Origin of the sequence: Vibrio sp. T9 (assembly GCF_003123985.1) — a bacterium.
GTDB lineage: Bacteria > Pseudomonadota > Gammaproteobacteria > Enterobacterales > Vibrionaceae > Vibrio > Vibrio diabolicus.
In genome coordinates, this window is sequence record NZ_NIGY01000001.1 from 261624 (window position 1) to 284767 (window position 23144).

A 23144-nucleotide genomic window follows, 5' to 3' on the forward strand; every position below is an offset into this window, starting at 1 on the left:
GAAAAGTAAACGTCGTTAAAACCGCAAACACAACCAGAACAACTTGGTTAAACACCACGCCAGAATATAGGTGACGTATGAATATTCTCCTCGATGCCATTACAAAATGGGCAAAAACGACACCAGGCCGAGTAGCACTTGTCGGCTACGAAGCAAATCAAACCGTTGAACTGACTTACTCTGAATTGTTAAACAAGATCGAACTCGTTGCCGCCGAACTTATTGCACAGAACATCAAAGCACTCGCGCTACGCGCAGAAAACAGCATCAATTGGGCCATTGTTGATTTGGCGGCGATGGCGGCAGACATAGTCGTCGTACCTATTCCGACTTTTTTCTCTGATGCACAGGTTGAACATACGTTAGAGCAATCACGCGTCGATGCTTTAGTCGGCGATTGGCAAGCATGGTTGGCTTCTAACCCTAAGCAAAGCTTTAATCAGCAAGACCATCCGTTTTCCATTACCAATTTGCCTTTGCTGCGTCGTAACCAGTTGGGAGATGAAGATACACAGGCAGCTTATCTACCAGAAACCGGAAAAATCACATTTACGTCTGGCTCGACTGGTCAGCCTAAAGGCGTGTGTTTAAGCAATGATCATTTGTGTTTGGTGGCGAAATCGCTCGCCGATGCAGTAAACGGCACGGCGCACTCGCACTTAGTGCTGCTTCCGTTATCGACACTTCTCGAGAACATAACCGGCGTTTATGTTCCACTCATGTTGGGCGTGACGTCATATATTTTACCCGGAGCACAAACCGGCCTACTCGGTTCAAGCCAATTCGAACCGCGTCTGTTTGCACAAGCATTAGCGACCATCAAACCAGAAAGCTTAGTGCTAACACCGGCTTTATTGCTTGCGCTCATTCAGATCGCGAAACAGCAGCCCTCTCTTGTGGATTCTCTAAAATTTGTCGCCGTTGGCGGCGCAAGAGTGTCGTCTCAACTGATTAACGCCGCGCATGCACTGAACATCCCTGCGTTTGAAGGTTATGGCTTGTCTGAATGTGGCTCTGTTGTTTGTTTGAATACACCAGCCGCATTTAAAGCAGGAACGTGTGGCAAACCGCTTCCCCACGCTCAGATTCGTATCGCGGAAGATGGTGAACTGCTCGTCAAAGGCAACGTTGCTCTTGGTTATTTGAATGAACCGTTTACTCAAGAATGGTTAGCGACTGGCGACTTAGCCCAAATTGACGCACAAGGCTTTGTCTCTCTCTCGGGACGTAAGAAGAACCTTATCGTCACCGCGTATGGCAGAAATGTCTCACCGGAATGGATTGAATCAGAAGCGTTGGCGTTTTTGCCGATGACGCCACTGATCGTTACGGGCGATAGCCAACAAACATTATGCGCTGTCATTGCCAATAGCGAAGACGTCGAAGCAAAGGTTCATACATTAAACCAAACCCTACCCGATTACGCTCAAATCCGAACCTTGTTGCTACTTGACAACCCACGAGCCATCTCTGGTTGGTACACGGATAACGGCAAGCTCAAACGAAATCAAATCGAACATGATGTGGCTCAGTTATTAGCGAGCACAACGCCTGAATTAACGCTGCAAGCGCAAAAGCTCCAACGCATCGATTTGCCCTTCCAGCAACACATTACGTCTTTCCAAACTGCATCTTAGTTAACGGCTTCTTAAGGAGAAGGTTATGACTTTATTTTTCGAACAACTCAAACAAAGCACTGCCGCTGCTCAACAAGCAATGTTAACTGCGCCAGTCATCGCAGAAGTTCAACAAGGCAACATTTCCAAAGATATGTATATCGCCTTTCTAACCCAAGCTTACCATCACGTTAAGCACACTGTTCCCTTGCTGATGGCGTGTGGAGGCCGACTACCTGGCGAATACGAATGGGTACGAGATGCCATTGCCGAGTACATCGAGGAAGAGAAAGGCCATCAAGAATGGATTTTAAATGACATCAAAGCGTGCGGCGGCGATGCCGAAGCAGTGCGCAACAACAAAGATGTAGGTCAAGTAGGAGCACCGATTGAACTGATGGTTTCCTACCTTTACCACAACATTGACCGCCACAACCCACTCGCGCTGTTTGGCATGGTGTGGGTATTAGAAGGCACCAGCGTCGGCATTGGTGGCCAAATGGCTGAAAAAATCCAGTCAACGCTAAGCCTACCGCCTTCGGCAATGACTTACCTAGTTTCACACAGCGTGTTAGACCAAGATCATCTGCAATTTTTTGAATCACTGATGAACAAAATCACCAAAGTGGAAGATCAACAAGTCATCATCGACTCCGCAAAAATGGTGTTCGCATTGTACGGACAAATGCTGCGTTCTTTGCCTTCTTTCTCAACCCAACAAGCGGCGTGAGGTGAAGCATGATCATTAACAACAGCACCATTCTCTTGACAGGCGCAACGGGCGGAATTGGGCAAGCCATCGCGCAAGAGTTAGCAAAACGCGGTGCCAGCCTCATTCTTGTTGGGCGAAACGAAGAGAGCTTGCAAACACTACAGCGTGAACTGTCGAATCCAGAGCGCCATAACCTAGTCGTTGCAGACATCACCTCATCAGAAGGATTAACTGCGATTAAAGCTCGAGCGCGCCGACATCAAAGAGTGGACGCACTGATTAACAATGCGGGCAGCAACGATTTCTCGTTGTTAAGCCACAAACGACCAACGCAGATTACAGACGAAATCCAACTCAATCTCGTTGCGCCGATGCTGCTGTGCCAATCAGCGTTAACGTGGTTAAAGCAGCCTGGGGTGATTCTCAATATAGGTTCCACATTCGGCTCAATTGGCTACCCAGGCTATACCTCCTATTGCGCGGCAAAAGCGGGGTTGCACCGTTTTACCGAATCGCTCGACAGAGAGCTGTTCGCAACCGGAATCCGTGCGCTGTATTTGGCACCAAGAGCGACAGAAACCTCGCTCAATAGCGATGCCGTCAATGAAATGAATCGACAACTGGGTAACAAAACGGACTCGCCGCAAGTTGTAGCCGATCACGTTGTCACCATGTTGGAAAAAGAAATTTCCGCGAAATGGATTGGTTGGCCAGAAAAGCTTTTTGCACGCATCAATCAACTGCTTCCAAGCGTGGTTTCTTCTGCGATTCGTAAGCAACAAGAAACCATTCACCAATACGTAAACCGGGTCAGTCATTGAAGAGGACATGGACGATGAATACCAAACAACTACTTTGCGCTTTGACGGTTTGTTCAACGTTAGCTTCGACCGCTGCGTTGGCAGGTAATGCTCCACTGCAACAGGTTCAAAAGAAATGGGCGGAATGTCAGTACAGCACGCCTGACGGTGACGAAAAGGAACAATGCTTCCATCGTGCGATTGCCAAAACCAGTATTTATCTCGACAGAGAACCCGGCAATCCCGAACTCACTGTTTGGCTGGCAATCAATAAAGCATCGCTGGCTGGTGCTCAAGGTGGCTTAGGTGCATTGTCACTCGCCAAAGAAGCCAAATCTTTACTCGAAGGGGTAATTGCAACGTCACCGCAAACGCTTGATGGCTCTGCATACACCAGTTTGGGTTCTCTGTATTACAAAGTTCCGGGGTGGCCAATTGGCTTTGGTGATGACGATAAAGCCGAAGAAATGTTGAAAAAAGCGTTAGAGATCAATCCAAAAGGCATCGATCCGAACTATTTTTATGGAGACTTCCTTGCAGAAGAAGGTCGAGACAAGGAAGCGAAAGTGTATTTGACTCGCGCAATTCAGGCGTCACCTCGCCCTGACCGACCTTTAGCTGATAAAGGTCGAAAGCTGGAAATTGAAGCGACTCTTGGGAGATTGAAATAAACCATGCGCTTATTACTCGTAGAAGATGACAAACTACTCGGTCAATCCATGGTGACTTCATTAAGTCGCCATGGGTACACCGTGGATTGGGTGGAAAAAGGGTCTGGCGTGACTAGCGCACTCAAAACAGAAGCGTTCACTGCCGTAATTTTGGATCTCACTCTACCCGATATCGATGGATTGGAAGTTTTACGTAATATTCGCAAAGGCGGATTTAAGCTCCCAGTGATGATACTTACCGCACGAGACGACATTCGCGATCGCGTTCAAGGCCTCGACGGCGGCGCAGATGACTACCTCGGAAAACCGTTTGCACTCGAAGAGTTGCTCGCTCGCTTGCGTGTGTTGATTCGCCGTCAATCCGGTAGTGCAGAAGAAATCATTCAAGTTGGACAGTTATCTTTATCCTTATCGGAACAAAGCATTCGCTACGATGACGAGCCGCTTAAACTCACACGCAATGAATTTAAAATCCTCACCAGTTTGATGACGAACGCCGGACGCGTGCAAAGTAAGGAGCAATTGCAACAATCACTGCACGGCTGGGATGAAGGTTCAAGCGACAACGCTATCGAAGTTCATATTCACAATTTGCGTAAAAAAGCGCCCAAAGTGGTCATTAAAAATATTCGCGGTGTGGGGTACATTCTTGAAAGATAAGAAATCGTACTCGATCAAACGTCAGTTAACTCTATCAGTAGGCGTGTTGGTAAGTGTTCTCTTACTCATCTCACTTTATTTCAGTTTCCAATCTGCGAAGCACGAGGTCGAAGAAGTTTATGACGCTAGGCTTGGACAATCCGCAAAATTAATGTTGCTGACGCTCTCAATTTCAACGGAAGAGAGGACTCTCGCTAACCATCGAGAATTATTTAATGAGTGGATGGAAAACATTGAGTCAATGTCAAAGTCTGACGATGACAATGTCACAACGTTCGGCCACCCTTATGAACAAAACTTGGTTTTTCAATTCTATCGAGACAACACACTGCTCTGGAGCTCTGATCAAACCTTGCACGCACTCTCTACGTCCTTTGATAATAACGGCTACGCTGATATCGTAAAAGACGGTACACAATGGCGTACATTTCAGATTTCACTACCACAAACAAAACATGATAATGAATACGTCGTGGTTGCAGAAAAATACAAGATACGTAAAGAGATCATCCACGAAATTGCCCTATCCACATCAATAGAACAATTGCTGATACTACCAACTTTGTTGCTTTTGCTGTTTTGGTTGATCGATAAACATTTCCGACCGATTAACGACCTACGCACCGCCATCACACAAAGAAACGTACACCGATTAGATCGCATTCATGTAAAAGACAACACCGTTGAACTCGCACCACTTGTCGATTCGCTCAACTCTCTCCTCTCGGAACTAGAGTTAGCCTGGCAAAGAGAGAAACGCTTTACACGTGCTGCAGCGCATGAACTAAAAACCCCACTAACAATCCTTCGTCTTAACGTAGAAAATGCACTTGAAAGTAATGATCCGGAGCAACTGAGAGGAGATTTACACAACATTCTGCAAGGCATTAAACGCACTGACCGCCTTATCCATCAGCTACTGACTTTAGCTAAAGTAGATAGCTTATCAGAACGTGTATTCGACACCGTTGAGCTAACCCCTTTGTTGCAAACCGTTGTTGCTGATTTGGCACCGTTAGCATTGAAGCATAAGCAAGACATCAGTTTATCATCTTCCAACATCGCTATATCCGGTGATCAAATGTTGTTAGAGGTGTTATTTCGTAACCTCGTCGATAATGCGATTCGTTACTCCGGCGAGCACAGTGACATACAAGTCAGCGTCACTGAGAACAATAATACAATCAAAGTCTTAATTTCCGATACTGGTCCAGAAATCCCGAAAGAAACTCGTGAAAGAATCTTCGAACAGTTTTATCGGGGTCATTCCGAACATGGCGACGGTGCGGGTTTAGGGATGTCAATTTGCAAAGACATTACAGCACTACACCGTGCAACACTTGAGCTCATTCCCAGAGAAAATAGTAGGAATACGTTTGTCGTCACTTTCCCAAAGTGCTAACAAAAGCGATACAGACCATAACCTGTTTAATTTATGTTCCAGCCGAACATGAGCTTCATTCCACACTTACATAGACATACCAACACTTACACTACTCGACCATAAACCCACATTATAATTCACGTTTATTTCACGCTTGCTTTGTTAAAAACAACACAACATAACAATTAAACTATTCGAATAAATATGAAAAACTTATCTAAGGGCTCTATGTGGGGGCCTTTGCAGCCAATTGCTGCTTTTTCTTTGTTTTCACTTATATTTTTGTCTATCTCACGCGTTTTGCTCGCCTTTTGGCAACTTGATCGAATTGACTCTTTCAACGACTTAATTTACATCCTAGGCCAAGGCTTACGCGTAGACATTGCAACACTGTGCTGGTTATTCATCCTCCCTGCACTGCTTTCTGCCCTAATGCCATTAAACGGCAAGATTGGGCAATGCTGGAAATGGATATTGCGCATATGGATGGTTTTAGGGCTTTGGACTCTCGTGTACATGGAACTGGCAACGGCACCATTCATTCAAGAATATGACCTACGCCCAAACCGTCTGTTTGTGGAATACCTTATCTATCCGAAAGAGGTCATGGGCATGCTTTGGACTGGCTATAAGCTAGAGCTGTTTATTGGCGCGTTAGGCACGGCATTAACTCTAGTTTTGGGTTGGAAGTGGAGCAAAAAACTGACCGACAATGCACAGCAGATCAACTGGAAGTGGCGCCCACTATTAGCCATTTTTGTTGTGCTTCTTGGTGTTGCAGGCGCACGCTCGTCTTTAGGCCACCGCCCGCTAAACCCTGCCATGGTGGCATTTTCTAACGATCCACTGCTTAACGACTTAGCATTAAACTCATCTTACTCACTGCTGTTTGCTGTCAACAGCATGAAGTCAGAAAAAAGCGCAGAGCAGTTCTACGGCAAGATGGATAATCAAAAGATGTTGGATCTCGTTCGCGCTTCGTCAAAAAAGTCCGACTTTGATCCAACATTACTTCCAACCATGAACAGTAACCCTGCGACTTACCATGGTAAACGTAAGAACTTAGTGATCTTGCTACAAGAGAGCTTGGGCGCACAGTTTGTGGGCTCTTTGGGTGGTCTGCCTCTTACACCAAACCTTGATGAACTCATGGCTGAAGGTTGGCAGTTCACGCAAATGTACGCAACGGGTACTCGTTCTGTTCGTGGTATCGAAGCTGTAACCACGGGTTTTCCACCATCCCCTTCTCGCGCAGTGGTGAAACTAAGCAAAAGCCAAACAGGCTTCTTTACCATCGCAGACTTACTCAAAGCACAAGGCTATCACACGCAATTTATTTATGGCGGTGAAGCAAACTTCGATAACATGAAAACCTTCTTCTTCGGTAATGGTTTTGATCAAATCGTCGAAGAAGATGATTACAATAACCCAAGCTTTGTTGGCTCTTGGGGGGTCAGTGATGAAGACTTATACAACAAAGCAGACGAAGAGTTTGAACGCCTTTCAAAAAGCGACAAACCTTTTTTCAGCTTAGTTTTTACGTCAAGCAATCACAGTCCTTATGAGTATCCGAAAGGTAAAATTGAGCCATACGATTCCGAACACATGACGCGTAATAACGCGGTAAAATATTCAGATTACGCTTTGGGTACGTTCTTTGACAAAGCGAAAAACTCATCCTACTGGGATGATACTATTTTCATTGTCATTGCAGACCACGATGCCCGCGTGTCTGGCGCTAACTTGGTTCCAGTTAAGCACTTCCACATTCCTGCATTGATCATTGGTAAAGACATTCAACCACGTAAAGATGACCGTATCGCAAACAACATAGATATGCCGCCTACGCTGTTGTCTCTTATTGGCGTAGACGCCAAAACGCCGATGATTGGTCGTGACTTAACGAAACCACTGGCTCGCGAAGATGAACGCGCAATGATGCAATACGACAAAAACTTTGGTTATTTAACGCGTGACAACCTAGTTGTGCTTTCTCCTGGTGAAAAAGTGTCGACCATGGAATACGACTTTGAAAGCCAAACCATGAAACCGCTAGAAGTCGATGAATCCGTTATTGAACGCGCAAAAGCAAACGCATTGTTTGCATCTAAGGCGTATCAAAACAACTGGTACGCTTCGAAATGTACCAACTAATATCTGCTGATTCAGTTAAAAAGGAGCCAAATGGCTCCTTTTCTTTATTCTGTAAGACTCTTCACTCTTAGAGTACATGGAGGAACGCACACTTTGTATCTAGAAAATCATAGTCATATGTAGAGCATGAACTTTTCAGGATTGTGTTCGATGACTAAGGCCAACACGTAAACAACGAGGCTTGTTGATATCAAGCCAAACAGAAAACTGACCCGAAATACCATCGTTGTTATCGTGATAAAACCATAGGCAAATACACCACTATTAATCATAGCGTACAAATTATCCAGACCAAAACTTGGTAAGGGTGCGCTAATAAATAGGAGTGAAAACATCATAATATTTGAAAATTTTTTAACCCAACTTGGTTTTTGTAGATAAAAACCCGAAATAGAAAAGGACAACAACAGCAATGGCACTAACCCATAATAAGTAAATTTGTAATATGGCGTAATCCAATCTGAACTCTGGTTTAAGAATAGTATTATGCAAGTAACAATGGTCGATGATAACGCTAAAGAAAAACACTTTGTTCCTTTGTAAGGTTTGTCCTCAAAGTTAAATAACCTAAAAATTCCCACTGCAATACCAAGAACAACCCATGAAAATGTCACTAGCTGTAAAAATGCGATCTCTTCGCGGATGGCAAAAAAGCCAAAGTAAATAGCATGATAAAAAGACCAAACCATACCAATTGGTAAACCCAAGGAGAGTTTTTCTAGGAGAATTTCTGACTGCTCTTCGTAATGAATAGTCCACCATACTAGTGCGACATAAGCGAGCAACACACCAAAAATGACAACATATTGCGCTTCTGAGATACTGATAATCATTGGAACTAAGGCTAGGGTTAAGCCAATGATAACAAATAGAATCTGGTAACAAATCGCGGGTAATGTGCAAATAAGTCGCCAAAATACCCTACCGATATCTTGAAGAAGTTCGTAGGTTTGAGCGATAAAATAAGCAACAGCAGCGATAAGAAGCAACACTCCACATAGTTTCATCAGGTTAACTAAGTTAAATAGTTTCACCCAGTCACTGCTTTCTTCGGCTTGCTTCAGCTCTTTTTGAGCGTCATCAATGTGAGCGAGTTTCAATAAGGCATTTTTTCTGTCTTCATTTTCGAGAAAGTGTCCAAACTCTTGGTTTGCTTCACTCTCCGTTATCACTCCATTTTTGTAAAGAAGATAGATAGTTGAAAGGCTCACTCTTTCTATTTCTGTAAGATCACGAATTTTTTCTTTATTATTAATTTCATTGATAGTTAAAATTTGACTTTCTTTCTTTTCTATATTTTTTGCTGAAATACTTAATGAACATGTAACACAAAAAATAATAATTAACAGTGAACTAATCGTTTTACACATATGAACGGATTGCTTTTGACAAGGAAATGTCGAGAAGATAAATGGAATCAAATACAAAGCAAACGATATGTTCATATGCTCGATCCTGAGCCAATAAAATTGAAAGTGATACTTCTCACTATTTCAAACAAGGTACTTTAACTTGGTCTACTGACAAAGCCTGTCTTACCCTTCCGTTAGATTCAACCTCATACTTCTAGTAAATTGAGAAACAGACCATGCTAACTATCAATTCATTCGTCCTCTATGTTGAGGACATCCACGTAAGCCAAGCTTTTTACTCGAAACTGTTTGATTGTGAGGTCACGTTTTTGTCTCCAACATTTGCTTCTATGCCACTCGCAAATGGCTTAAAACTGACACTCAAGCAAAGTGATGTTCTTTCCCCTTCCAGCGACATCAAAGGTGGTGGCACCGAATTATCATTTGCAGTGCGCAACCGCCATACGTTAGAGCACGTTTACAACAGTTGGAAAAACATGGGCGTTGAGTTTGCTCAACCACCAATGACTTCGGTGTATGGCTTAAATTTTGTGGCTACCGATCCGGATAAACATCGCATTCGCGTTTTCATTAGTGAATAAAAATGCGTTAAAAATGCTTTTTACCCATTCCCAATGTGACTTCAATAAATTAGACTCAGGGAAACATCAAAAGCTGCGTTGTATATAAGAAGGAATGCCCATGAGCTCAAGTATGATCCTTAGCGAATCTCTAATCGAGAGTGGAAGAGATATCCCCCTCAAAGAACTGCTTTACGCAAAGCGCGTGCTGGATAACTACATGGCGGTAGCAAAAGAGAGCAGCCCACTTGAGCTGTTGACAGAGATGAAATCGGCAGCAAAGCAAGTGGAATACTTTACCACTACGAGTAACCCGTGTGAGGCTCGTAATGTCATCAGTCAGATGATTGATAAAATCGACACCGCGGAATCTTTTGAGTCGTTCAAGGCTTTAGCAGGCAAGCCCTCACTAGCTCTCAATGAGCTGATTGAAGATCGCGCCCAACTGATTAAACATGAGCGAGAATTGCTGCTTGCTTCAGGCTATGACGCCTCGCGTATCTAAGAATAAACGTTAGCTCCCGAGTTTAAAGCTAGCAACGAAAAAGGAGCTCTTAAAGAGCTCCTTTTACTTTCCAAAATCAGGTATAAAAGATCTAGAGGCCGATATCTTCAGTTATTGCTTTGATTTGCTTGAGATCCATTTTATAAACTTCAATCATTTGATCGACCTGACTTAGTCGTGAATTGGCTTCATCGTGTTTATCACACGCGTCCGATTTCACGTCCCAAGATTTACCTTCCAAAAATACATCACACTCTTTTTTGAGTTTCTCGATCTTAGGCAATAATTTCGCCCTTTCTTTCTCTAGGGACTCCAATTCTTGCGAAATTTTCAGCTCTTTTTGAAACACCTCGCGCGATCGTTCAAAGATAGTCGCTTGCATATCCGCTTGACGACTCAGCTTCTCATTTTCTGATTTTGTCGTATTGATCTTATCTGCCTGTTGTTTCAATTGAGACTCTAGCGACAGGTTAACTTTCTCGACCTCAGTCAATTGCTTTTGTAACTTCTTAAGCGCTTTCTCGTGCGCTTCATCTTTCGCTGCGAGCAGTTCAGTGACTTTATCTTGTATTTCTTGGTCGAGCGCTTCTTCGCGCACTTTTACTTGAGACACCAACTGCGTTTTATCTTGCGTCAACGCTTGGTATTTTTCTTCTAGCACATGATAAGTCGATTCCCACTTGTTCGCAGTGACAATCGATCCAACAAGGCCACCAAATGCTAAGCCTAATACCGCAGCAATCGCGATATAGATATGAGTACGTTTGTCACGCTCTTCAATGACAACAACGTCGTCTTGTTCTTCCATTTTGTTCTGAGAACTCACCGTATACTACTCCAAGGACTCTTTTACTTTGCTAGCGGATCAATTCCGCAAACATAATCGATGCTGTATAAATCAGAAAGGCGCCAATTAATGTTATAACGGTCGCTTTTTGGACTTTTTCATTGGTTCGATAACGAAACAGCACAAATGCTACTGCAATCAACACCGCAATGGCTAATAATCTGGTCATACCGCCTCCTTGTCCACTCATGAAAAACTGCCTAGGTCCATAGACGGTTTCACAAAGATTTATTGTAACTCATTTATACGCCCCATAAGGTCAACTTAGCGTAGATTTTAAAATAAGTGCTCCGATTTTAATCAAATTTGTGTCCTTAATTGAATAACTTATGTCGTAATAATCGAAACACATTTATCGTTCTGAAGTGTGTTCTTGGTTCTATTCCCTAGCCCAATGAGTTTTGTTTATGCAGTTGCTCACACAAAAAACTTGGTAAACATAGCTTCGTGAAAATAAGTGGGGTTATTTCGTTGAAAATAAATTGACATAGGGTGTTGAAATGGACCAAAAACATGATAGAGTTCACACGTTAATGATGACCAGCATCATTAACTAACCTTTACTCATTTAATTGAGTAATTGTTCCGATGAAGACTGCAGGAGAGTGGTTATTAATCAAATTTTAACATTTGATTAGCATAACTCGCCGAAGAATTAACTATTTCAGGTGCTACCTAGGTAGCGGGGACTGTAGTTGGAGGAACCTCTGGAGAGAACCGTTAAATCGGTCGCCGAAGGAGCAAGTCTTGCACTCACGCAAGGTGAAACTCTCAGGCAAAAGGACAGAGGAGTGGAAAGTTACAACCTAACTATTTTGCTTGGCCTTCCCGCCTACAACCAATAGCTTAGTTCTTTTAGAGATCGTTGATCTCGTCCTTTCCCTCTTCTCCTTATTAGTTGTTTTATTAAGGGGAAATCATGAACGACCTACAATCTTTACTACAAACCATCGATAATTTTGTCTGGGGTCCACCACTGCTTATTTTGCTAGTGGGTACCGGTGTTTACTTCACTTTTAGCCTCGGCTTGATCCAGTTTAAACATCTCCCAACAGCGCTAGCGATGGTATTCAGTAAAGATAAGTCATCTGATAAACAAGGTGACGTTTCTAGCTTTGCAGCACTTTGTACTGCGCTCTCTGCAACGATTGGTACTGGTAACATTGTTGGTGTTGCCACCGCGATCAAACTTGGTGGACCAGGTGCCCTATTCTGGATGTGGCTCGCCGCCCTTTTCGGAATGGCGACTAAATACGCCGAATGTTTGTTAGCGGTTAAATACCGAAGAGTCGATGATAAAGGCCAAATGATTGGTGGCCCGATGTACTATCTGCAATACGGTGTTGGCTCAAAAGCCCTCGCGATCATGTTTGCAGTGTTTGCTTTGGGTGTTGCTTGTTTTGGTATTGGTACGTTTCCACAAGTAAACGCGATTCTGGATGCAAGTGAGATATCTCTCGGTGTTGACCGTGAGCTCTCTGCCTTTGTACTGACTCTTTTGGTTGCTTTCGTGACTTTGGGTGGTATCAAATCCATTGCTAACGTTGCAGGAAAAGTGGTTCCTACCATGGCTGTATTTTATGTGTTGGCGTGTCTAAGCGTGATCATCATGAATGCAGACCAATTAGTCAACGCCGTTGAATTAGTGTTGGTCTCAGCATTTACATCAACAGCAGCGACTGGCGGTTTCTTAGGTGCAAGTATCATGCTGGCAATCCAATCAGGTATCGCTCGTGGCGTATTCTCAAACGAATCTGGTTTGGGTAGCGCGCCTATGGCAGCAGCGGCAGCGAAAACAGACTCTTGTGTGAAACAAGGCCTGATTTCAATGACAGGTACCTTCTTTGATACCATCATTATTTGTACCATGACGGGCCTAGCCTTGATCCTTACTGGCGCATGGCAAAGCGACTTTTCTGGTGCAGCAATGACGACTCATGCCTTTGCGGTAGGTTTGAATGCGGATACATTTGGTCCAATGCTGGTTTCAATTGGTTTGATGTTTTTTGCATTCACAACCATTCTTGGATGGAACTACTACGGTGAGCGTTGCGTTGTGTTCCTCTTTGGTACAAAAGCGGTGCTTCCTTATAAGCTGATTTTCGTTGGTTTGGTGGCATCAGGCGCGTTCCTCCATCTAGACATGATTTGGCTACTCGCCGATATCGTAAATGGTCTGATGGCGATTCCTAACCTTATCGGTTTGATCGCACTGCGTCACGTCGTGCTGGCAGAAACCAAACTGTTCTTTAGCTCAGCATCGCAATCTGATGAAATTGAAGCAGTAAAAGCTTAGTGACATGACAAGTGTTCAGTAATGAACCGTCAATCGCTGAAAGTAAATTGGAAATGGTAAAAACATAAAGCCCGCTGGTATTCAGCGGGCTTTATTTTATCTTAAGTTAAGCGGTTAATCTCTCAACCATTGATGCTCAACCTTTTCTCCACGTTCTTGAAAAAACTTCGCATTTTTTTGCTTGAATTGATCCGACTTCAGCTCTGATAGCGGCCAGTCTGAAAACGCCTCTGTTACGAACGAATCTCCAACCCCAACTTCAATCGATTCAAGATGCTTCCCGATGTAGCGATAAAAGTAGCTCTGCCCCAGTGCATCACAAACCATCGGCACATGTCTCATGCGTTGATGGTTGACGGATACTGAAGCCCAAGTTGTCGTTTTAGGTTCGCAGCTTTGCTCTTTTACAACATCAACTTCAAATTTATTGTCCATTGTTGTCGAGACAAAAACGACAATACCGTCATTCATATACACACGTCGAAGTAATAGCTGTTTCGTATCTTGAGTTCGCGTCTGTTGTATTCCATTGGAAAATGGCTCGAAATAGCCCCAGTGCCAAGACCAGGTCATGCCACGTTGCGCAAACTGTACCTGTGGCCATGTCTGCCAAACAATGGCACCAACCACGCCAGTAATAAACACAACGAGCAATATCAAAAGGTGGTAAATATTGCGCATTACACGGGCTTTTCAATCAATAACTTTACGCCAAGTGCGACTAAGACAGCGCCCGTCGCCCCTTCCATCCACTTCATAAAGCTTGCATTCTTTAACAGGCTCTTAGCTGAGTTAAGTGCGCCAGCCAAACCACACTGCCAAACCATCGCAATAATAAAGTGCACGGATGCCATCATCATTGATTGAAGCAAAGGAGAACCTTCTGGATTCACAAACTGTGGCAAGAACGCCAAGTAGAAAACTGCCGTTTTTGGGTTCAAGACGTTAGAAAGAAAGCCCTCTCTAAAAGAGCGTTTGCCATTAAACACTTCATGAACCTGCTCAGTCACTGGCAAACCATTCTTCGACGACATTAGGGCTTTTAAACTGCTCAGACCAAGCCAAATAAGATAAGCTGCACCAATCATTTTTACGATTTGGAACAACTCTGCAGATTGCGCCAGAATGGCCGAAATTCCAACCGCTGAAAAGAAAGCATGCACAAATAAGCCAAAGCAAATCCCTAAACTGGTTGTACATCCGTCTTTTAAACCCGCGCGACTGGTATTACGAATAACAAGGGCCGTATCTAAACCCGGCGTTAGCGTTAAAATAGTGATGGCAATAATAAATGCCTCAAAATTCAAGATATCCATATTATCGTGATAATTAATTGTTAATCCGTCATCAATACCGTCAATCCACGAGATTCGCAAGCTTCTTTTTTAAGAGAGCTATACAACTGAGTGAATTTATGGACAATGAGTGACGATTAATTGTTAATTATTAGTAAATTAACACAGGTTGTTTCGTGCAACTCGACGTAAAGGACCCGTTATCGGGTGTTTAGGGAAAGAACAAAAGAATAAGAGTAGTCACATGAAAGCATTTACAAAACTCATTGAACATTCCAAAAAAGTGGCAAATTTTGAGCACCTCTCTGCCATCATAGGTTGGGACCAAGCAGCGGTCATGCCATCTGGTGGCGCTGAAGCGCGCTCCAATGCTATGGCAGAACTTGATGTACACATCCACTCATTGATGACTCAGCCACACTTGGGCGAGCTTTTCGCTCAGGCAGAAGAAGAGACGCTATCTGCAAGTGAAAAGTCCATCCTACGAGAAATGAAACGTGAATGGCAACAAGCTAACTTGCTACCAGAATCATTAGTTCAAGCTCAATCTCTTGCTGGCTCCAAATGTGAACATGCATGGCGTACGCAACGCGGAGAAAATGACTGGTCTGGCTTTGAAAAGAACTGGGCAGAAGTCGTCAAACTATCGCAAGAAGAAGCGCAAATTAGAGCCGAAGCAAACGGCACAACGCCTTACGATGCCATGCTTGATATTTATGAACCAGGCACAACGTCTGCATCGTTAGACACGCTTTTTGCTGACGTAAAAACGTGGCTACCTTCCTTGATAGACGAAGCGCTTGAAAAACAGCAATCAGACAACATCTTATTGCCAACTGCGCACTACCCTGCGGAAAAACAAAAAGCGCTGGGACTGGAAGTCATGAAGCTACTTCAATTCGATTTTGAACACGGTCGGCTTGATGAAAGTGTCCACCCATTTTGTGGCGGTGTGCCAACAGATGTGCGTATTACAACACGTTATGATGAAAGCGAGTTTGTCCAATCATTGATGGGGATCGTCCACGAAACTGGCCATGCCAGATACGAGCAAGGGCTACCAAAAGATTTAGCAGGAACACCAGCTGGTCAAGCCCGCTCTATGGGAATTCATGAGTCACAGTCGCTCTTCTTTGAAATGCAAATAGGACGAAACAACGCATTTATCGACCACCTTGCTCACATGGCTTCCAAGCATTTTTCTGGGGATGAATTTGAAAAAGACAATCTAGCCAAAATCTACACTCGCGTAGAGAAAGGCTTTATTCGCGTAGATGCGGACGAATTAACATACCCTGCCCACGTTATTCTTCGATATGAGATTGAACGTGATCTTATGAACGGTGCCATCAAGCATACAGACGTACCAGAGCTCTGGAACGAAAAAATGAAAGCGTATTTGGGGCTCTCAACGGAAGGGAATTTCAAAAACGGTTGTATGCAGGACATTCACTGGACGGATGGAAGTTTTGGATATTTCCCATCCTACACTCTCGGTGCGATGTACGCAGCCCAATTCATGGCCGCAATGAAGCAAACGGTAGATGTGGACGCGGTTATTCGCTCTGGCGATCTGACGCCGATATTCGATTGGCTGTCGAAGAACATCTGGAGTAAAGGCAGCGTATTAACAACAGATGATCTCGTAAGAGACGCAACGGGTGAAACACTAAATGCTAAGCACTTCCAAGCGCACCTAAAAGGCCGCTACCTGTAAATAGAAAAAGAATAGAACGTAAAAGCCCAAGGTTCGTATGTTCCTTGGGCTTTTTTAGGCTCTTTCTATACTATGCCAAGCTAGGGATAAGCCTTGGCTTGTACAAACAATCCTCGCCTTCAGGTCTGGTTTTAAACCGACGGTGAAGCCACATATATTGACTCGGACTTGTCATGATTGACGTTTCAACTATCTTATTCACGAAAACTGCCGCACCTTGAGGATCTTCTTTCGGGAAACCGTCGACTGGCGCACTAATCGTCAAGGTATAGTGTCCGTCTTTTCCTCTTACCATCGTAAAAGGCACGATGGCACAATCTGTCGAATCAACCAGCAGACTTGTACCTGTCGTCGTGCAAGCATTTTTAACGGCAAATAATGGCGCAAACGTTGAGCGTCGGTTTCCATAATCATGATCCGGTGCATACCAGACCCGCTCACCCGTTCTAAGCGCTTCAAGCATGGCTTTAACGTTCTTGCGGTCAATAAGCGTACGATTAGAGCGAGAACGCCCCTTGTATTGAAAGTAATCAAAACACGGATTGTTGTTTGGGCGATAAACACCAGTGCCAGACTTTTTAATGCCAAAAGCACGAGCACCTAACTCTAAGTTCATCGAGTGTACGGCCAACATTAATGCCCCCTTGCCTGATTTTTCTAAAGCCTCGAGGTGCTCCATTCCTTTTATCGTAACGTGTTTGTTTACCCGTTTATCAGGCCAAAACCATGCCATCGCGGTCTCAAATAGCGCAATACCTGTATTGTCGATATTGTCTTTTAAAATTGCTTCGCGTTGGCATTCTTCCATCTGAGGAAAGCAAAGCTCAAGATTGCGTCTAATCGTAACTTGACGTTTTTTCATGATTCGCATGGCTAAACGGCCAATGCCACGTCCTAATGCTAACTGAACTTTGAAAGGAAGGAGACTGAGTAAGTACATCACGCTGATGATAATTAAGGTTCCCCAGTAACGAGGCAAAAGAAATTCAGCCTTGAACTCAGGCTTTTGGTATTTATTCATGTGAGTATTGTCAGATGTGCCCATCTATAAGTGATAAAAACAATGATAATGGACTGCACTTTTATCATTGATAGCGCTAATAACATAAATTAAAGCGCGCGGATTCTATGGTTCTTCGACACACTACACAATAAGAACTTTGCAGAAATATGTAGGGGGATGAAAAAGCAGCAAAGATGAATCACCACGTTAACATCGATTGGAGTGATTAATCTACCACACTTTCATAAAGTTTGGACAAACATAACTTTGTGTTTTCAATGCGCTAGATAATGGTGTTTTTTTAACCCCATAATGCAGCTACCATGAAAATAACAATAAACATGATAACCATTACCCTGAATAAGTAAGACAACTTTCCGGTGCCACCTTTTGGCGCTTGGTTACAGCATCCCATTGTGTTTCTCCATCGTTTCATTTCGATATGGCATTAATGTACTCCTTGACCTTAGGGGAAAGTCAAACCTTTACCTAAAGGTTCTAATTTATCGCTATAAGTGTTTATTTATCCGACATATCACTCGTTTATATCCCATGGAAATAAAGCGTGTTGTTTTCAGCTCATTTTCGGATAAATACATACCGTTTTTCGCTATATACCCACTATTTATGAGGAATCTACAATACGCGAGTCTTACTTGTAGCACGCTACTTTTACAACCTAGAAGTTGTGCGCTCATCCATTAAAGGTATCGAATGAGCAATATCGTTAAATCCGCCGTTAAATTGAGTGTTTTCTCTATCATCATGATTACCGTAACTTCGGTCGACAGCATAAGGAACATTCCTGGGGCGGCTTTGTTTGGTAGCCATGCCATTTCTTTCTTCTTACTTGCTGGACTCTGTTTTTTTGTCCCTACAGCGCTAGTGTGTGCTGAGCTAAGTACCACTTATCCAAAGCAAGGTGGTGTATATCTTTGGGGCAAAGAAACACTAGGGCCAAACTTTGGCTTTGCCACCGTGTGGTATCAATACGCTGAAAATATTGTTTACTATCCACCGTTAATTTCATTCATTGTTGCAACGGGGGCCTACCCTTTTTTCCCAGACCTGGCGCAAAACAACATGTTTATGTTGGTGATGATTAATGTGATTTTTTGGGCGTTAACTTTAGTTAATATCTTTGGCTTGCGCCTCTCTTCCCTGATTACAAATGTATTCGGCACCCTAGGTTTGATATTTCCGATTCTATTGATTATCGGATTAGGCGGGTACTGGGCGTATACCCATCCTGGTGAGTCTCATATCTCGCTTCGCCACGTATCTGACTGGTTGCCGGACCTTTCTCAAGATGGGATCGGAGCTGGTTTTACTGCGGTAGTTCTGTCACTTACAGGCCTTGAAATCACGACCTCTTATGCAAGCGAAGTAGAAAATCCGCAAAAAGCCTATCCCAAAGCTCTGCTGATCTCCACAACCTTAATCTTGGTTTCTCTGACGGCGTGCTCACTGTCTATTTCTTCGGTCGTCTCAAGTGACCATTCTAGTTTGAGTGAAGGAGTGATACTTGCCTTCAAAACTTTTTTTGATGATCTGCACCTCTCATTCCTGCTGCCTGTCATTGCCCTTGCTATTGTTTTTGGCACGCTTGCAAGCCTGAATAACTGGATAATCGCCCCAACTAAAAGTCTGCATGTTGCCGCAAAAGATAGTTTCATGCCGATGTCGCTCGCCAAAGAAAACCGCAACCAAGCCCCCGTCTCATTGTTGCTCTTGCAAGGCGCGATTGTTAGCGTGCTCTCTTTGGTTTTCATTTTTGTTCCAAACGTCAATCAAGGCATGTGGCTATTGAATATCCTGATGACTCAGCTCTATATGGTGATGTACATCTGTATTTTTGTTAGCTTTTTGGTCTCACGCTACAAACACGCAAATATTGAGCGCCCATTTCGAATTGCGGGCGGAAAAATAGGAATGTGTTTAGTGGCAGGATTAGGCTTGATGAGTTGCTTGGTGACGATTGTTGTATCTTTTGACGTACCAGCAAGAATTAGCGCAAAAACTGGTGCATATGCACTGATATTAGGATTTATCACATTTAGCCTCCCAGCGTTCGCCGCCGTGATGTATCGCAATCGAAAACATTGTCAACAAAGCAAAATGCTTGAGGTACTAGTAAGTTAACTATTGGATTGACATTAAAAAGCCGCAGCAATTTCTCGCTACGGCTTTTTATTTGGCATCACAAGTAGTGTTGGTTATCCGTGTCCTACAGTCTTGGATAACAGATTCACGATCATCACACCAGTGAGGATAAACCCAATACCAACAATCGCAGGCAAATCTAGCCGCTGTCCATAAACAAAGTAGCCAACCGTAGCAACTAAAACAATACCCGCTCCACTCCATATGGCGTAAACAACCCCAACAGGCATCGTTTTTACCGTGACGGAAAGCAAGAAGAAAGCAATGCCGTAACCAATCAGAACGACTGTGCTAGGCATCATTTTCGTAAATTGCTCTGTTTTGGGAATATAGGAAGTGGCAATCACTTCACATACAATCGCGATCGACAGCGCCAACATTGGCGGCATAGAGACAAGCATTTTGAACATAAGGCATTAACGCTCAACAGAAATGTAACCGACAACACGTCCGGATAATTAGGTCGCGCATTATACCCAACTCATCTCTCGATGGAATACCTCTTACTCAAGCGGCTTCAAAATGCAGGATTCACAGCGTGATCACTTGAATATAGAGACATTCACACGCCATCGCTTTCACTCACTTCTTGATGAGTAAGCGACAGGCCTGCTTTTTGGTGCTGCCGAGCAATTTCAAAGTAGATGTGCATATCAATTGGCTCTGGTGTATTGAGCAGCATCTTGCCCACTTCTCGTTGAAAGTGACCATAATTACCTAACTCATCCGTCAGCCCTAGCTGCTCGTAAGAAGCTTCATTGGCAAACATTCCATAGGCATACTGATAATGACTTAGATCCTTACTCTTATCATAACCAAGCTCTTGAAGGGCTTGATCAATTTCTTTCGGCGTATAAGTGTCTTTATCGCCAAACAAGCGCAATAGTACGCTAGGAACCTCTTGAGCGATGCTCTGAATTTTTGTCTTTCTTTTAAAAATACCGAACATAATGTCCTCCACTGACGATGTTTCCAAATACACACTTTAATGCATATTGGTGAGCTGATTGTTTTTAGTATGGCTCATTAATCTGAGACTTCCTTACAACGAAGTCACTTTCGCATATTAACGTGATCACATAATTACCAGCAAATAGTACGACCAGCGTTTCAAACATATCTCATCAGAAACTCCGCTCTAGTCACAATTGTGTGACAGCTTCGAGCTCGGTTTACCATAATGTAAAGAGTAGATTGAAAAGTCATATTTCGTATCGACATCTAAACTTAATTAAGTTAGCTTTAGAAGTATAGACGTCTAGATTGACTATACTTAGGGAGAGAAAGTCGTGCCAATTAGAATTCCAGATCAACTACCAGCTACCGATGTGCTAAGGACAGAGAACATCTTCGTAATGAGTGAAACGCGTGCTGCGAGTCAGGAAATACGTCCTTTACGAGTGCTGATCCTGAATCTGATGCCCAAAAAAATAGAAACTGAAACTCAGTTTTTGCGTCTACTCTCAAACAGCCCATTACAAGTCAATGTCGAGTTGTTACGCATTGATAACCGCCCAAGCAAAAATACGCCAACCGAACATTTGGATACTTTTTATCGTCAATTTGAAATGGTGAGAGATAAAAATTTCGATGGCATGATCATTACTGGTGCCCCACTAGGTTTGGTTCAATTTGAAGATGTCATTTATTGGGACCACCTAAAAACCATCATGGAATGGGCAAAAGATCATGTGACATCGACTCTTTATGTCTGCTGGGCAGCACAAGCAGGGCTGAAGTTGCTCTACGATCTACCTAAAAAAACGCGTAAAGAGAAACTTTCAGGCGTGTACCATCACCAGATTCATCATCAATTCCATCCTATGTTACGTGGGTTTGATGACACATTTTTAGCGCCTCATTCACGCTATGCCGACTTTTCACCTCACTTTTTAGAAGAACATACCGACTTAGACATCCTAGCCACATCGGATGTTGCAGGTGTTTATTTAGCTACAACAAAAGACAAGAGAAATGTGTTTGTTACTGGGCATCCTGAATACGATTCGCATACCTTACATAACGAATATATCCGCGATTTAAGCGAAGGCATGGAACCAGCCATTCCCGTCAACTACTATCCAAACAACAATCCTGATAATCCACCAATTGCCAGTTGGAGAAGTCATGGACATCTCCTCTTTTTAAACTGGCTGAACTACTGCGTTTACCAGCAAACACCTTATGATCTTGATCACTTCAGTGAAGACGCTTTTACTAAAGACGATTAACCTCAAAGCACGCAAACAAAGCGCTTATGATGCCTAAATGTAATATGTGAACCAAGCCGCCATATGGCGGCTTTTTCATACCAGTTTGCAAACCTGATCGCATAGTGTTTTTTCCTCCATAGGCTTTTGCTACGTAATTCATATCATGCTGGGAGATTCAGGGATGTAGGGACAAAGAATGAAAACAACAAAGCTCGGTGCACTACTATTAATCTCTCAGTTTGCACTTGTGGGCTGCGTGACGGTGAAAGAAGATGGTAGTCCTGTCGTTAAAGCCGATCCTGTAGCAATGGCAGAATCACGTATCGCACTTGGCCTAGGTTATTTAGAAGGCGGCAATATGATTCGCGCGCATGATAACTTGCAACAAGCCTTAACCCACGCACCTCAATACTATCGTGCTCAGTTATCGATGGCTCACTACTATGAAACGGTTGGTGAAGATGCTAAAGCCGAGCAAATGTATAAACGCTCTCTACGCCAACACACCAAAAACGGTAACGTGCTCAATAACTACGGCACCTTTCTTTGCAAGCGGGGTGACTTCGAGAAAGCCGATCAAATGTTTAATCGAGCCATTGAGCAGCCTTATTACTATCTCATTCCGGCCAGTTATGAAAACGCCGCATTTTGCGCGTTGAAGTCACAAGATAAAGACAAAGCGAAATACTACTTCGCCCGAGCTATTGATCATGACCCTCATAGGCCAAAGTCTATTTTGCAGCTAGCCAAGCTAGAAATTGATAGCGGCAATTACACTGAAGCCAGAATTCGATTAATGAGATTTAATCAAATGTATGGCGTTAAGAAACCCTCTTTACAGCTCATGATTCAACTTGAACGTGCAGCAGGTAATGAAGCACTCGAGAAAAAATATCAAAAGCAATTGGAGATATTTTCTTAACACGACATCATGATAAAGAAGGTGTACTCGCTCACAGACACTACTGAACTTGACTAAGAATCCAGTGAATTAAAACCCACGGTGAAACATTCATCCTGTACATAAACTTCAAATTCGGTACTATTTGAACGGAATAAGTGACCAAGTCACATTATAAAAGTGCGCTAGTAAAACGAAATTTGTACATCATACTGTTTCTACTATTGATTTGGGGCGCATTGATAAATGCTAAATATTACTGACATGCACCAGA

Annotated in this window: 22 protein-coding genes and 1 riboswitch; of the genes, 14 read left to right on the forward strand and 8 right to left on the reverse strand. The window is 43.4% G+C overall.

Translation table 11 applies throughout. From position 1 onward, the window contains the following. Positions 1 to 77 precede the first annotated feature (77 nt). The 7 genes from CBX98_RS01150 to CBX98_RS01180 all read left to right on the forward strand — a co-directional run bounded on the left by CBX98_RS01150 (position 78) and on the right by CBX98_RS01180 (position 7997). Positions 78 to 1637 (forward strand): AMP-binding protein, encoded by a 1560-nt coding sequence (locus CBX98_RS01150; protein ID WP_109168396.1) that lies wholly within the window; start codon positions 78 to 80, stop codon positions 1635 to 1637. 25 nt (positions 1638 to 1662) lie between these two features. Beyond that, complete coding sequence (locus tag CBX98_RS01155; protein WP_109168397.1) at positions 1663 to 2346, forward strand: iron-containing redox enzyme family protein; 684 nt, start codon at positions 1663 to 1665, stop codon at positions 2344 to 2346. Between the two features lie 8 nt (positions 2347 to 2354). Further along, a complete protein-coding gene (locus CBX98_RS01160; RefSeq protein ID WP_109168398.1) occupies positions 2355 to 3149 on the forward strand; it encodes an SDR family oxidoreductase in 795 nt (264 codons plus the stop codon). A gap of 14 nt (positions 3150 to 3163) precedes the next feature. Next, complete coding sequence (locus tag CBX98_RS01165) at positions 3164 to 3799, forward strand: tetratricopeptide repeat protein (RefSeq protein ID WP_047101813.1); 636 nt, start codon at positions 3164 to 3166, stop codon at positions 3797 to 3799. Between the two features lie 3 nt (positions 3800 to 3802). Beyond that, a complete protein-coding gene (locus tag CBX98_RS01170; protein ID WP_109168399.1) occupies positions 3803 to 4459 on the forward strand; it encodes a response regulator in 657 nt (218 codons plus the stop codon). Further along, positions 4449 to 5861, forward strand: coding sequence for an ATP-binding protein (locus CBX98_RS01175; RefSeq protein ID WP_172605908.1), 1413 nt, complete (start codon positions 4449 to 4451; stop codon positions 5859 to 5861). The genes CBX98_RS01170 and CBX98_RS01175 overlap by 11 nt, the downstream gene beginning before the upstream one ends. Before the next feature lie 186 nt (positions 5862 to 6047). Then, on the forward strand, positions 6048 to 7997 hold the full coding sequence (locus CBX98_RS01180; RefSeq protein WP_109168401.1) for an LTA synthase family protein: 1950 nt from the start codon (positions 6048 to 6050) through the stop codon (positions 7995 to 7997). 113 nt (positions 7998 to 8110) lie between these two features. Here CBX98_RS01180 and CBX98_RS01185 read toward each other — a convergent pair whose 3' ends face one another. Continuing rightward, the gene (locus tag CBX98_RS01185; RefSeq protein ID WP_242446569.1) at positions 8111 to 9442 is read right to left on the reverse strand and encodes an MFS transporter permease; all 1332 of its coding nucleotides are present in this window, start codon (positions 9440 to 9442) and stop codon (positions 8111 to 8113) included. A 143-nt stretch (positions 9443 to 9585) separates the two neighbouring features. Between CBX98_RS01185 and CBX98_RS01190 the strand changes: the two genes are divergently transcribed. Together CBX98_RS01190 and CBX98_RS01195 are read left to right on the forward strand one after the other, a co-directional pair. Further along, a complete protein-coding gene (locus tag CBX98_RS01190) occupies positions 9586 to 9951 on the forward strand; it encodes a VOC family protein (RefSeq protein WP_005393412.1) in 366 nt (121 codons plus the stop codon). A gap of 100 nt (positions 9952 to 10051) precedes the next feature. Beyond that, positions 10052 to 10435: a hypothetical protein gene (locus tag CBX98_RS01195; protein WP_005393414.1), complete on the forward strand. Its 384-nt coding sequence runs from the start codon at positions 10052 to 10054 to the stop codon at positions 10433 to 10435. Between the two features lie 91 nt (positions 10436 to 10526). On the opposite strand, the gene CBX98_RS01200 is transcribed toward CBX98_RS01195, so the two are convergent. Both CBX98_RS01200 and CBX98_RS01205 read right to left on the reverse strand, forming a co-directional pair. Then, a complete protein-coding gene (locus tag CBX98_RS01200; protein ID WP_046874891.1) occupies positions 10527 to 11261 on the reverse strand; it encodes a hypothetical protein in 735 nt (244 codons plus the stop codon). A 31-nt stretch (positions 11262 to 11292) separates the two neighbouring features. Continuing rightward, positions 11293 to 11451 carry a hypothetical protein gene (locus CBX98_RS01205; RefSeq protein WP_005377784.1) on the reverse strand — a complete coding sequence of 53 codons (159 nt, stop codon included), beginning with the start codon at positions 11449 to 11451 and terminating at the stop codon, positions 11293 to 11295. 528 nt (positions 11452 to 11979) lie between these two features. Next, a riboswitch (glycine riboswitch) is annotated at positions 11980 to 12079 on the forward strand. Positions 12080 to 12201: 122 nt separating this feature from the next. Between CBX98_RS01205 and CBX98_RS01210 the strand changes: the two genes are divergently transcribed. Then, the gene (locus CBX98_RS01210) at positions 12202 to 13578 is read left to right on the forward strand and encodes a sodium:alanine symporter family protein (protein WP_065646787.1); all 1377 of its coding nucleotides are present in this window, start codon (positions 12202 to 12204) and stop codon (positions 13576 to 13578) included. Between the two features lie 114 nt (positions 13579 to 13692). Here CBX98_RS01210 and CBX98_RS01215 read toward each other — a convergent pair whose 3' ends face one another. Both CBX98_RS01215 and CBX98_RS01220 read right to left on the reverse strand, forming a co-directional pair. Then, a complete protein-coding gene (locus CBX98_RS01215) occupies positions 13693 to 14259 on the reverse strand; it encodes a hypothetical protein (protein WP_005393418.1) in 567 nt (188 codons plus the stop codon). Continuing rightward, on the reverse strand, positions 14259 to 14894 hold the full coding sequence (locus CBX98_RS01220; protein ID WP_109168402.1) for a LysE family translocator: 636 nt from the start codon (positions 14892 to 14894) through the stop codon (positions 14259 to 14261). The genes CBX98_RS01215 and CBX98_RS01220 overlap by 1 nt, the downstream gene beginning before the upstream one ends. A gap of 223 nt (positions 14895 to 15117) precedes the next feature. On the opposite strand from CBX98_RS01220, the gene CBX98_RS01225 reads away from it, so the two are divergent. Further along, complete coding sequence (locus CBX98_RS01225) at positions 15118 to 16590, forward strand: carboxypeptidase M32 (protein ID WP_109168403.1); 1473 nt, start codon at positions 15118 to 15120, stop codon at positions 16588 to 16590. A gap of 70 nt (positions 16591 to 16660) precedes the next feature. On the opposite strand, the gene CBX98_RS01230 is transcribed toward CBX98_RS01225, so the two are convergent. Continuing rightward, positions 16661 to 17611 (reverse strand): LpxL/LpxP family Kdo(2)-lipid IV(A) lauroyl/palmitoleoyl acyltransferase, encoded by a 951-nt coding sequence (locus tag CBX98_RS01230; RefSeq protein ID WP_109168637.1) that lies wholly within the window; start codon positions 17609 to 17611, stop codon positions 16661 to 16663. Positions 17612 to 18307: 696 nt separating this feature from the next. On the opposite strand from CBX98_RS01230, the gene CBX98_RS01235 reads away from it, so the two are divergent. Next, a complete protein-coding gene (locus CBX98_RS01235; RefSeq protein WP_109168404.1) occupies positions 18308 to 19735 on the forward strand; it encodes an APC family permease in 1428 nt (475 codons plus the stop codon). A gap of 74 nt (positions 19736 to 19809) precedes the next feature. Here CBX98_RS01235 and CBX98_RS01240 read toward each other — a convergent pair whose 3' ends face one another. Together CBX98_RS01240 and CBX98_RS01245 are read right to left on the reverse strand one after the other, a co-directional pair. Continuing rightward, a complete protein-coding gene (locus CBX98_RS01240) occupies positions 19810 to 20166 on the reverse strand; it encodes an SMR family transporter (RefSeq protein ID WP_083612670.1) in 357 nt (118 codons plus the stop codon). A 152-nt stretch (positions 20167 to 20318) separates the two neighbouring features. After that, positions 20319 to 20705 (reverse strand): hypothetical protein, encoded by a 387-nt coding sequence (locus tag CBX98_RS01245; RefSeq protein WP_047008701.1) that lies wholly within the window; start codon positions 20703 to 20705, stop codon positions 20319 to 20321. Between the two features lie 340 nt (positions 20706 to 21045). On the opposite strand from CBX98_RS01245, the gene metA reads away from it, so the two are divergent. Continuing rightward, the gene (gene metA, locus CBX98_RS01250; RefSeq protein WP_006741610.1) at positions 21046 to 21987 is read left to right on the forward strand and encodes a homoserine O-succinyltransferase; all 942 of its coding nucleotides are present in this window, start codon (positions 21046 to 21048) and stop codon (positions 21985 to 21987) included. 178 nt (positions 21988 to 22165) lie between these two features. Next, a complete protein-coding gene (gene pilW, locus CBX98_RS01255) occupies positions 22166 to 22891 on the forward strand; it encodes a type IV pilus biogenesis/stability protein PilW (RefSeq protein WP_109168405.1) in 726 nt (241 codons plus the stop codon). The last annotated feature ends 253 nt before the right edge of the window (positions 22892 to 23144 follow it).

Bases quoted from the DNA above. Each gene is read 5' to 3' on its own strand.
- CBX98_RS01245 (WP_047008701.1), bottom strand. From the start codon at position 20,705: ATGTTCGGTATTTTTAAAAGAAAGACAAAAATTCAGAGCATCGCTCAA.
- CBX98_RS01240 (WP_083612670.1), bottom strand. From the start codon at position 20,166: ATGTTCAAAATGCTTGTCTCTATGCCGCCAATGTTGGCGCTGTCGATC.
- CBX98_RS01235 (WP_109168404.1), top strand. From the start codon at position 18,308: ATGAGCAATATCGTTAAATCCGCCGTTAAATTGAGTGTTTTCTCTATC.
- CBX98_RS01210 (WP_065646787.1), top strand. From the start codon at position 12,202: ATGAACGACCTACAATCTTTACTACAAACCATCGATAATTTTGTCTGG.
- CBX98_RS01195 (WP_005393414.1), top strand. From the start codon at position 10,052: ATGAGCTCAAGTATGATCCTTAGCGAATCTCTAATCGAGAGTGGAAGA.
- pilW (WP_109168405.1), top strand. From the start codon at position 22,166: ATGAAAACAACAAAGCTCGGTGCACTACTATTAATCTCTCAGTTTGCA.
- CBX98_RS01220 (WP_109168402.1), bottom strand. From the start codon at position 14,894: ATGGATATCTTGAATTTTGAGGCATTTATTATTGCCATCACTATTTTA.
- CBX98_RS01185 (WP_242446569.1), bottom strand. From the start codon at position 9,442: ATGAACATATCGTTTGCTTTGTATTTGATTCCATTTATCTTCTCGACA.
- CBX98_RS01225 (WP_109168403.1), top strand. From the start codon at position 15,118: ATGAAAGCATTTACAAAACTCATTGAACATTCCAAAAAAGTGGCAAAT.
- CBX98_RS01165 (WP_047101813.1), top strand. From the start codon at position 3,164: ATGAATACCAAACAACTACTTTGCGCTTTGACGGTTTGTTCAACGTTA.
- CBX98_RS01180 (WP_109168401.1), top strand. From the start codon at position 6,048: ATGAAAAACTTATCTAAGGGCTCTATGTGGGGGCCTTTGCAGCCAATT.
- CBX98_RS01155 (WP_109168397.1), top strand. From the start codon at position 1,663: ATGACTTTATTTTTCGAACAACTCAAACAAAGCACTGCCGCTGCTCAA.
- CBX98_RS01170 (WP_109168399.1), top strand. From the start codon at position 3,803: ATGCGCTTATTACTCGTAGAAGATGACAAACTACTCGGTCAATCCATG.
- CBX98_RS01190 (WP_005393412.1), top strand. From the start codon at position 9,586: ATGCTAACTATCAATTCATTCGTCCTCTATGTTGAGGACATCCACGTA.
- CBX98_RS01150 (WP_109168396.1), top strand. From the start codon at position 78: ATGAATATTCTCCTCGATGCCATTACAAAATGGGCAAAAACGACACCA.
- CBX98_RS01160 (WP_109168398.1), top strand. From the start codon at position 2,355: ATGATCATTAACAACAGCACCATTCTCTTGACAGGCGCAACGGGCGGA.
- CBX98_RS01215 (WP_005393418.1), bottom strand. From the start codon at position 14,259: ATGCGCAATATTTACCACCTTTTGATATTGCTCGTTGTGTTTATTACT.
- CBX98_RS01230 (WP_109168637.1), bottom strand. From the start codon at position 17,611: ATGAATAAATACCAAAAGCCTGAGTTCAAGGCTGAATTTCTTTTGCCT.
- CBX98_RS01205 (WP_005377784.1), bottom strand. From the start codon at position 11,451: ATGACCAGATTATTAGCCATTGCGGTGTTGATTGCAGTAGCATTTGTG.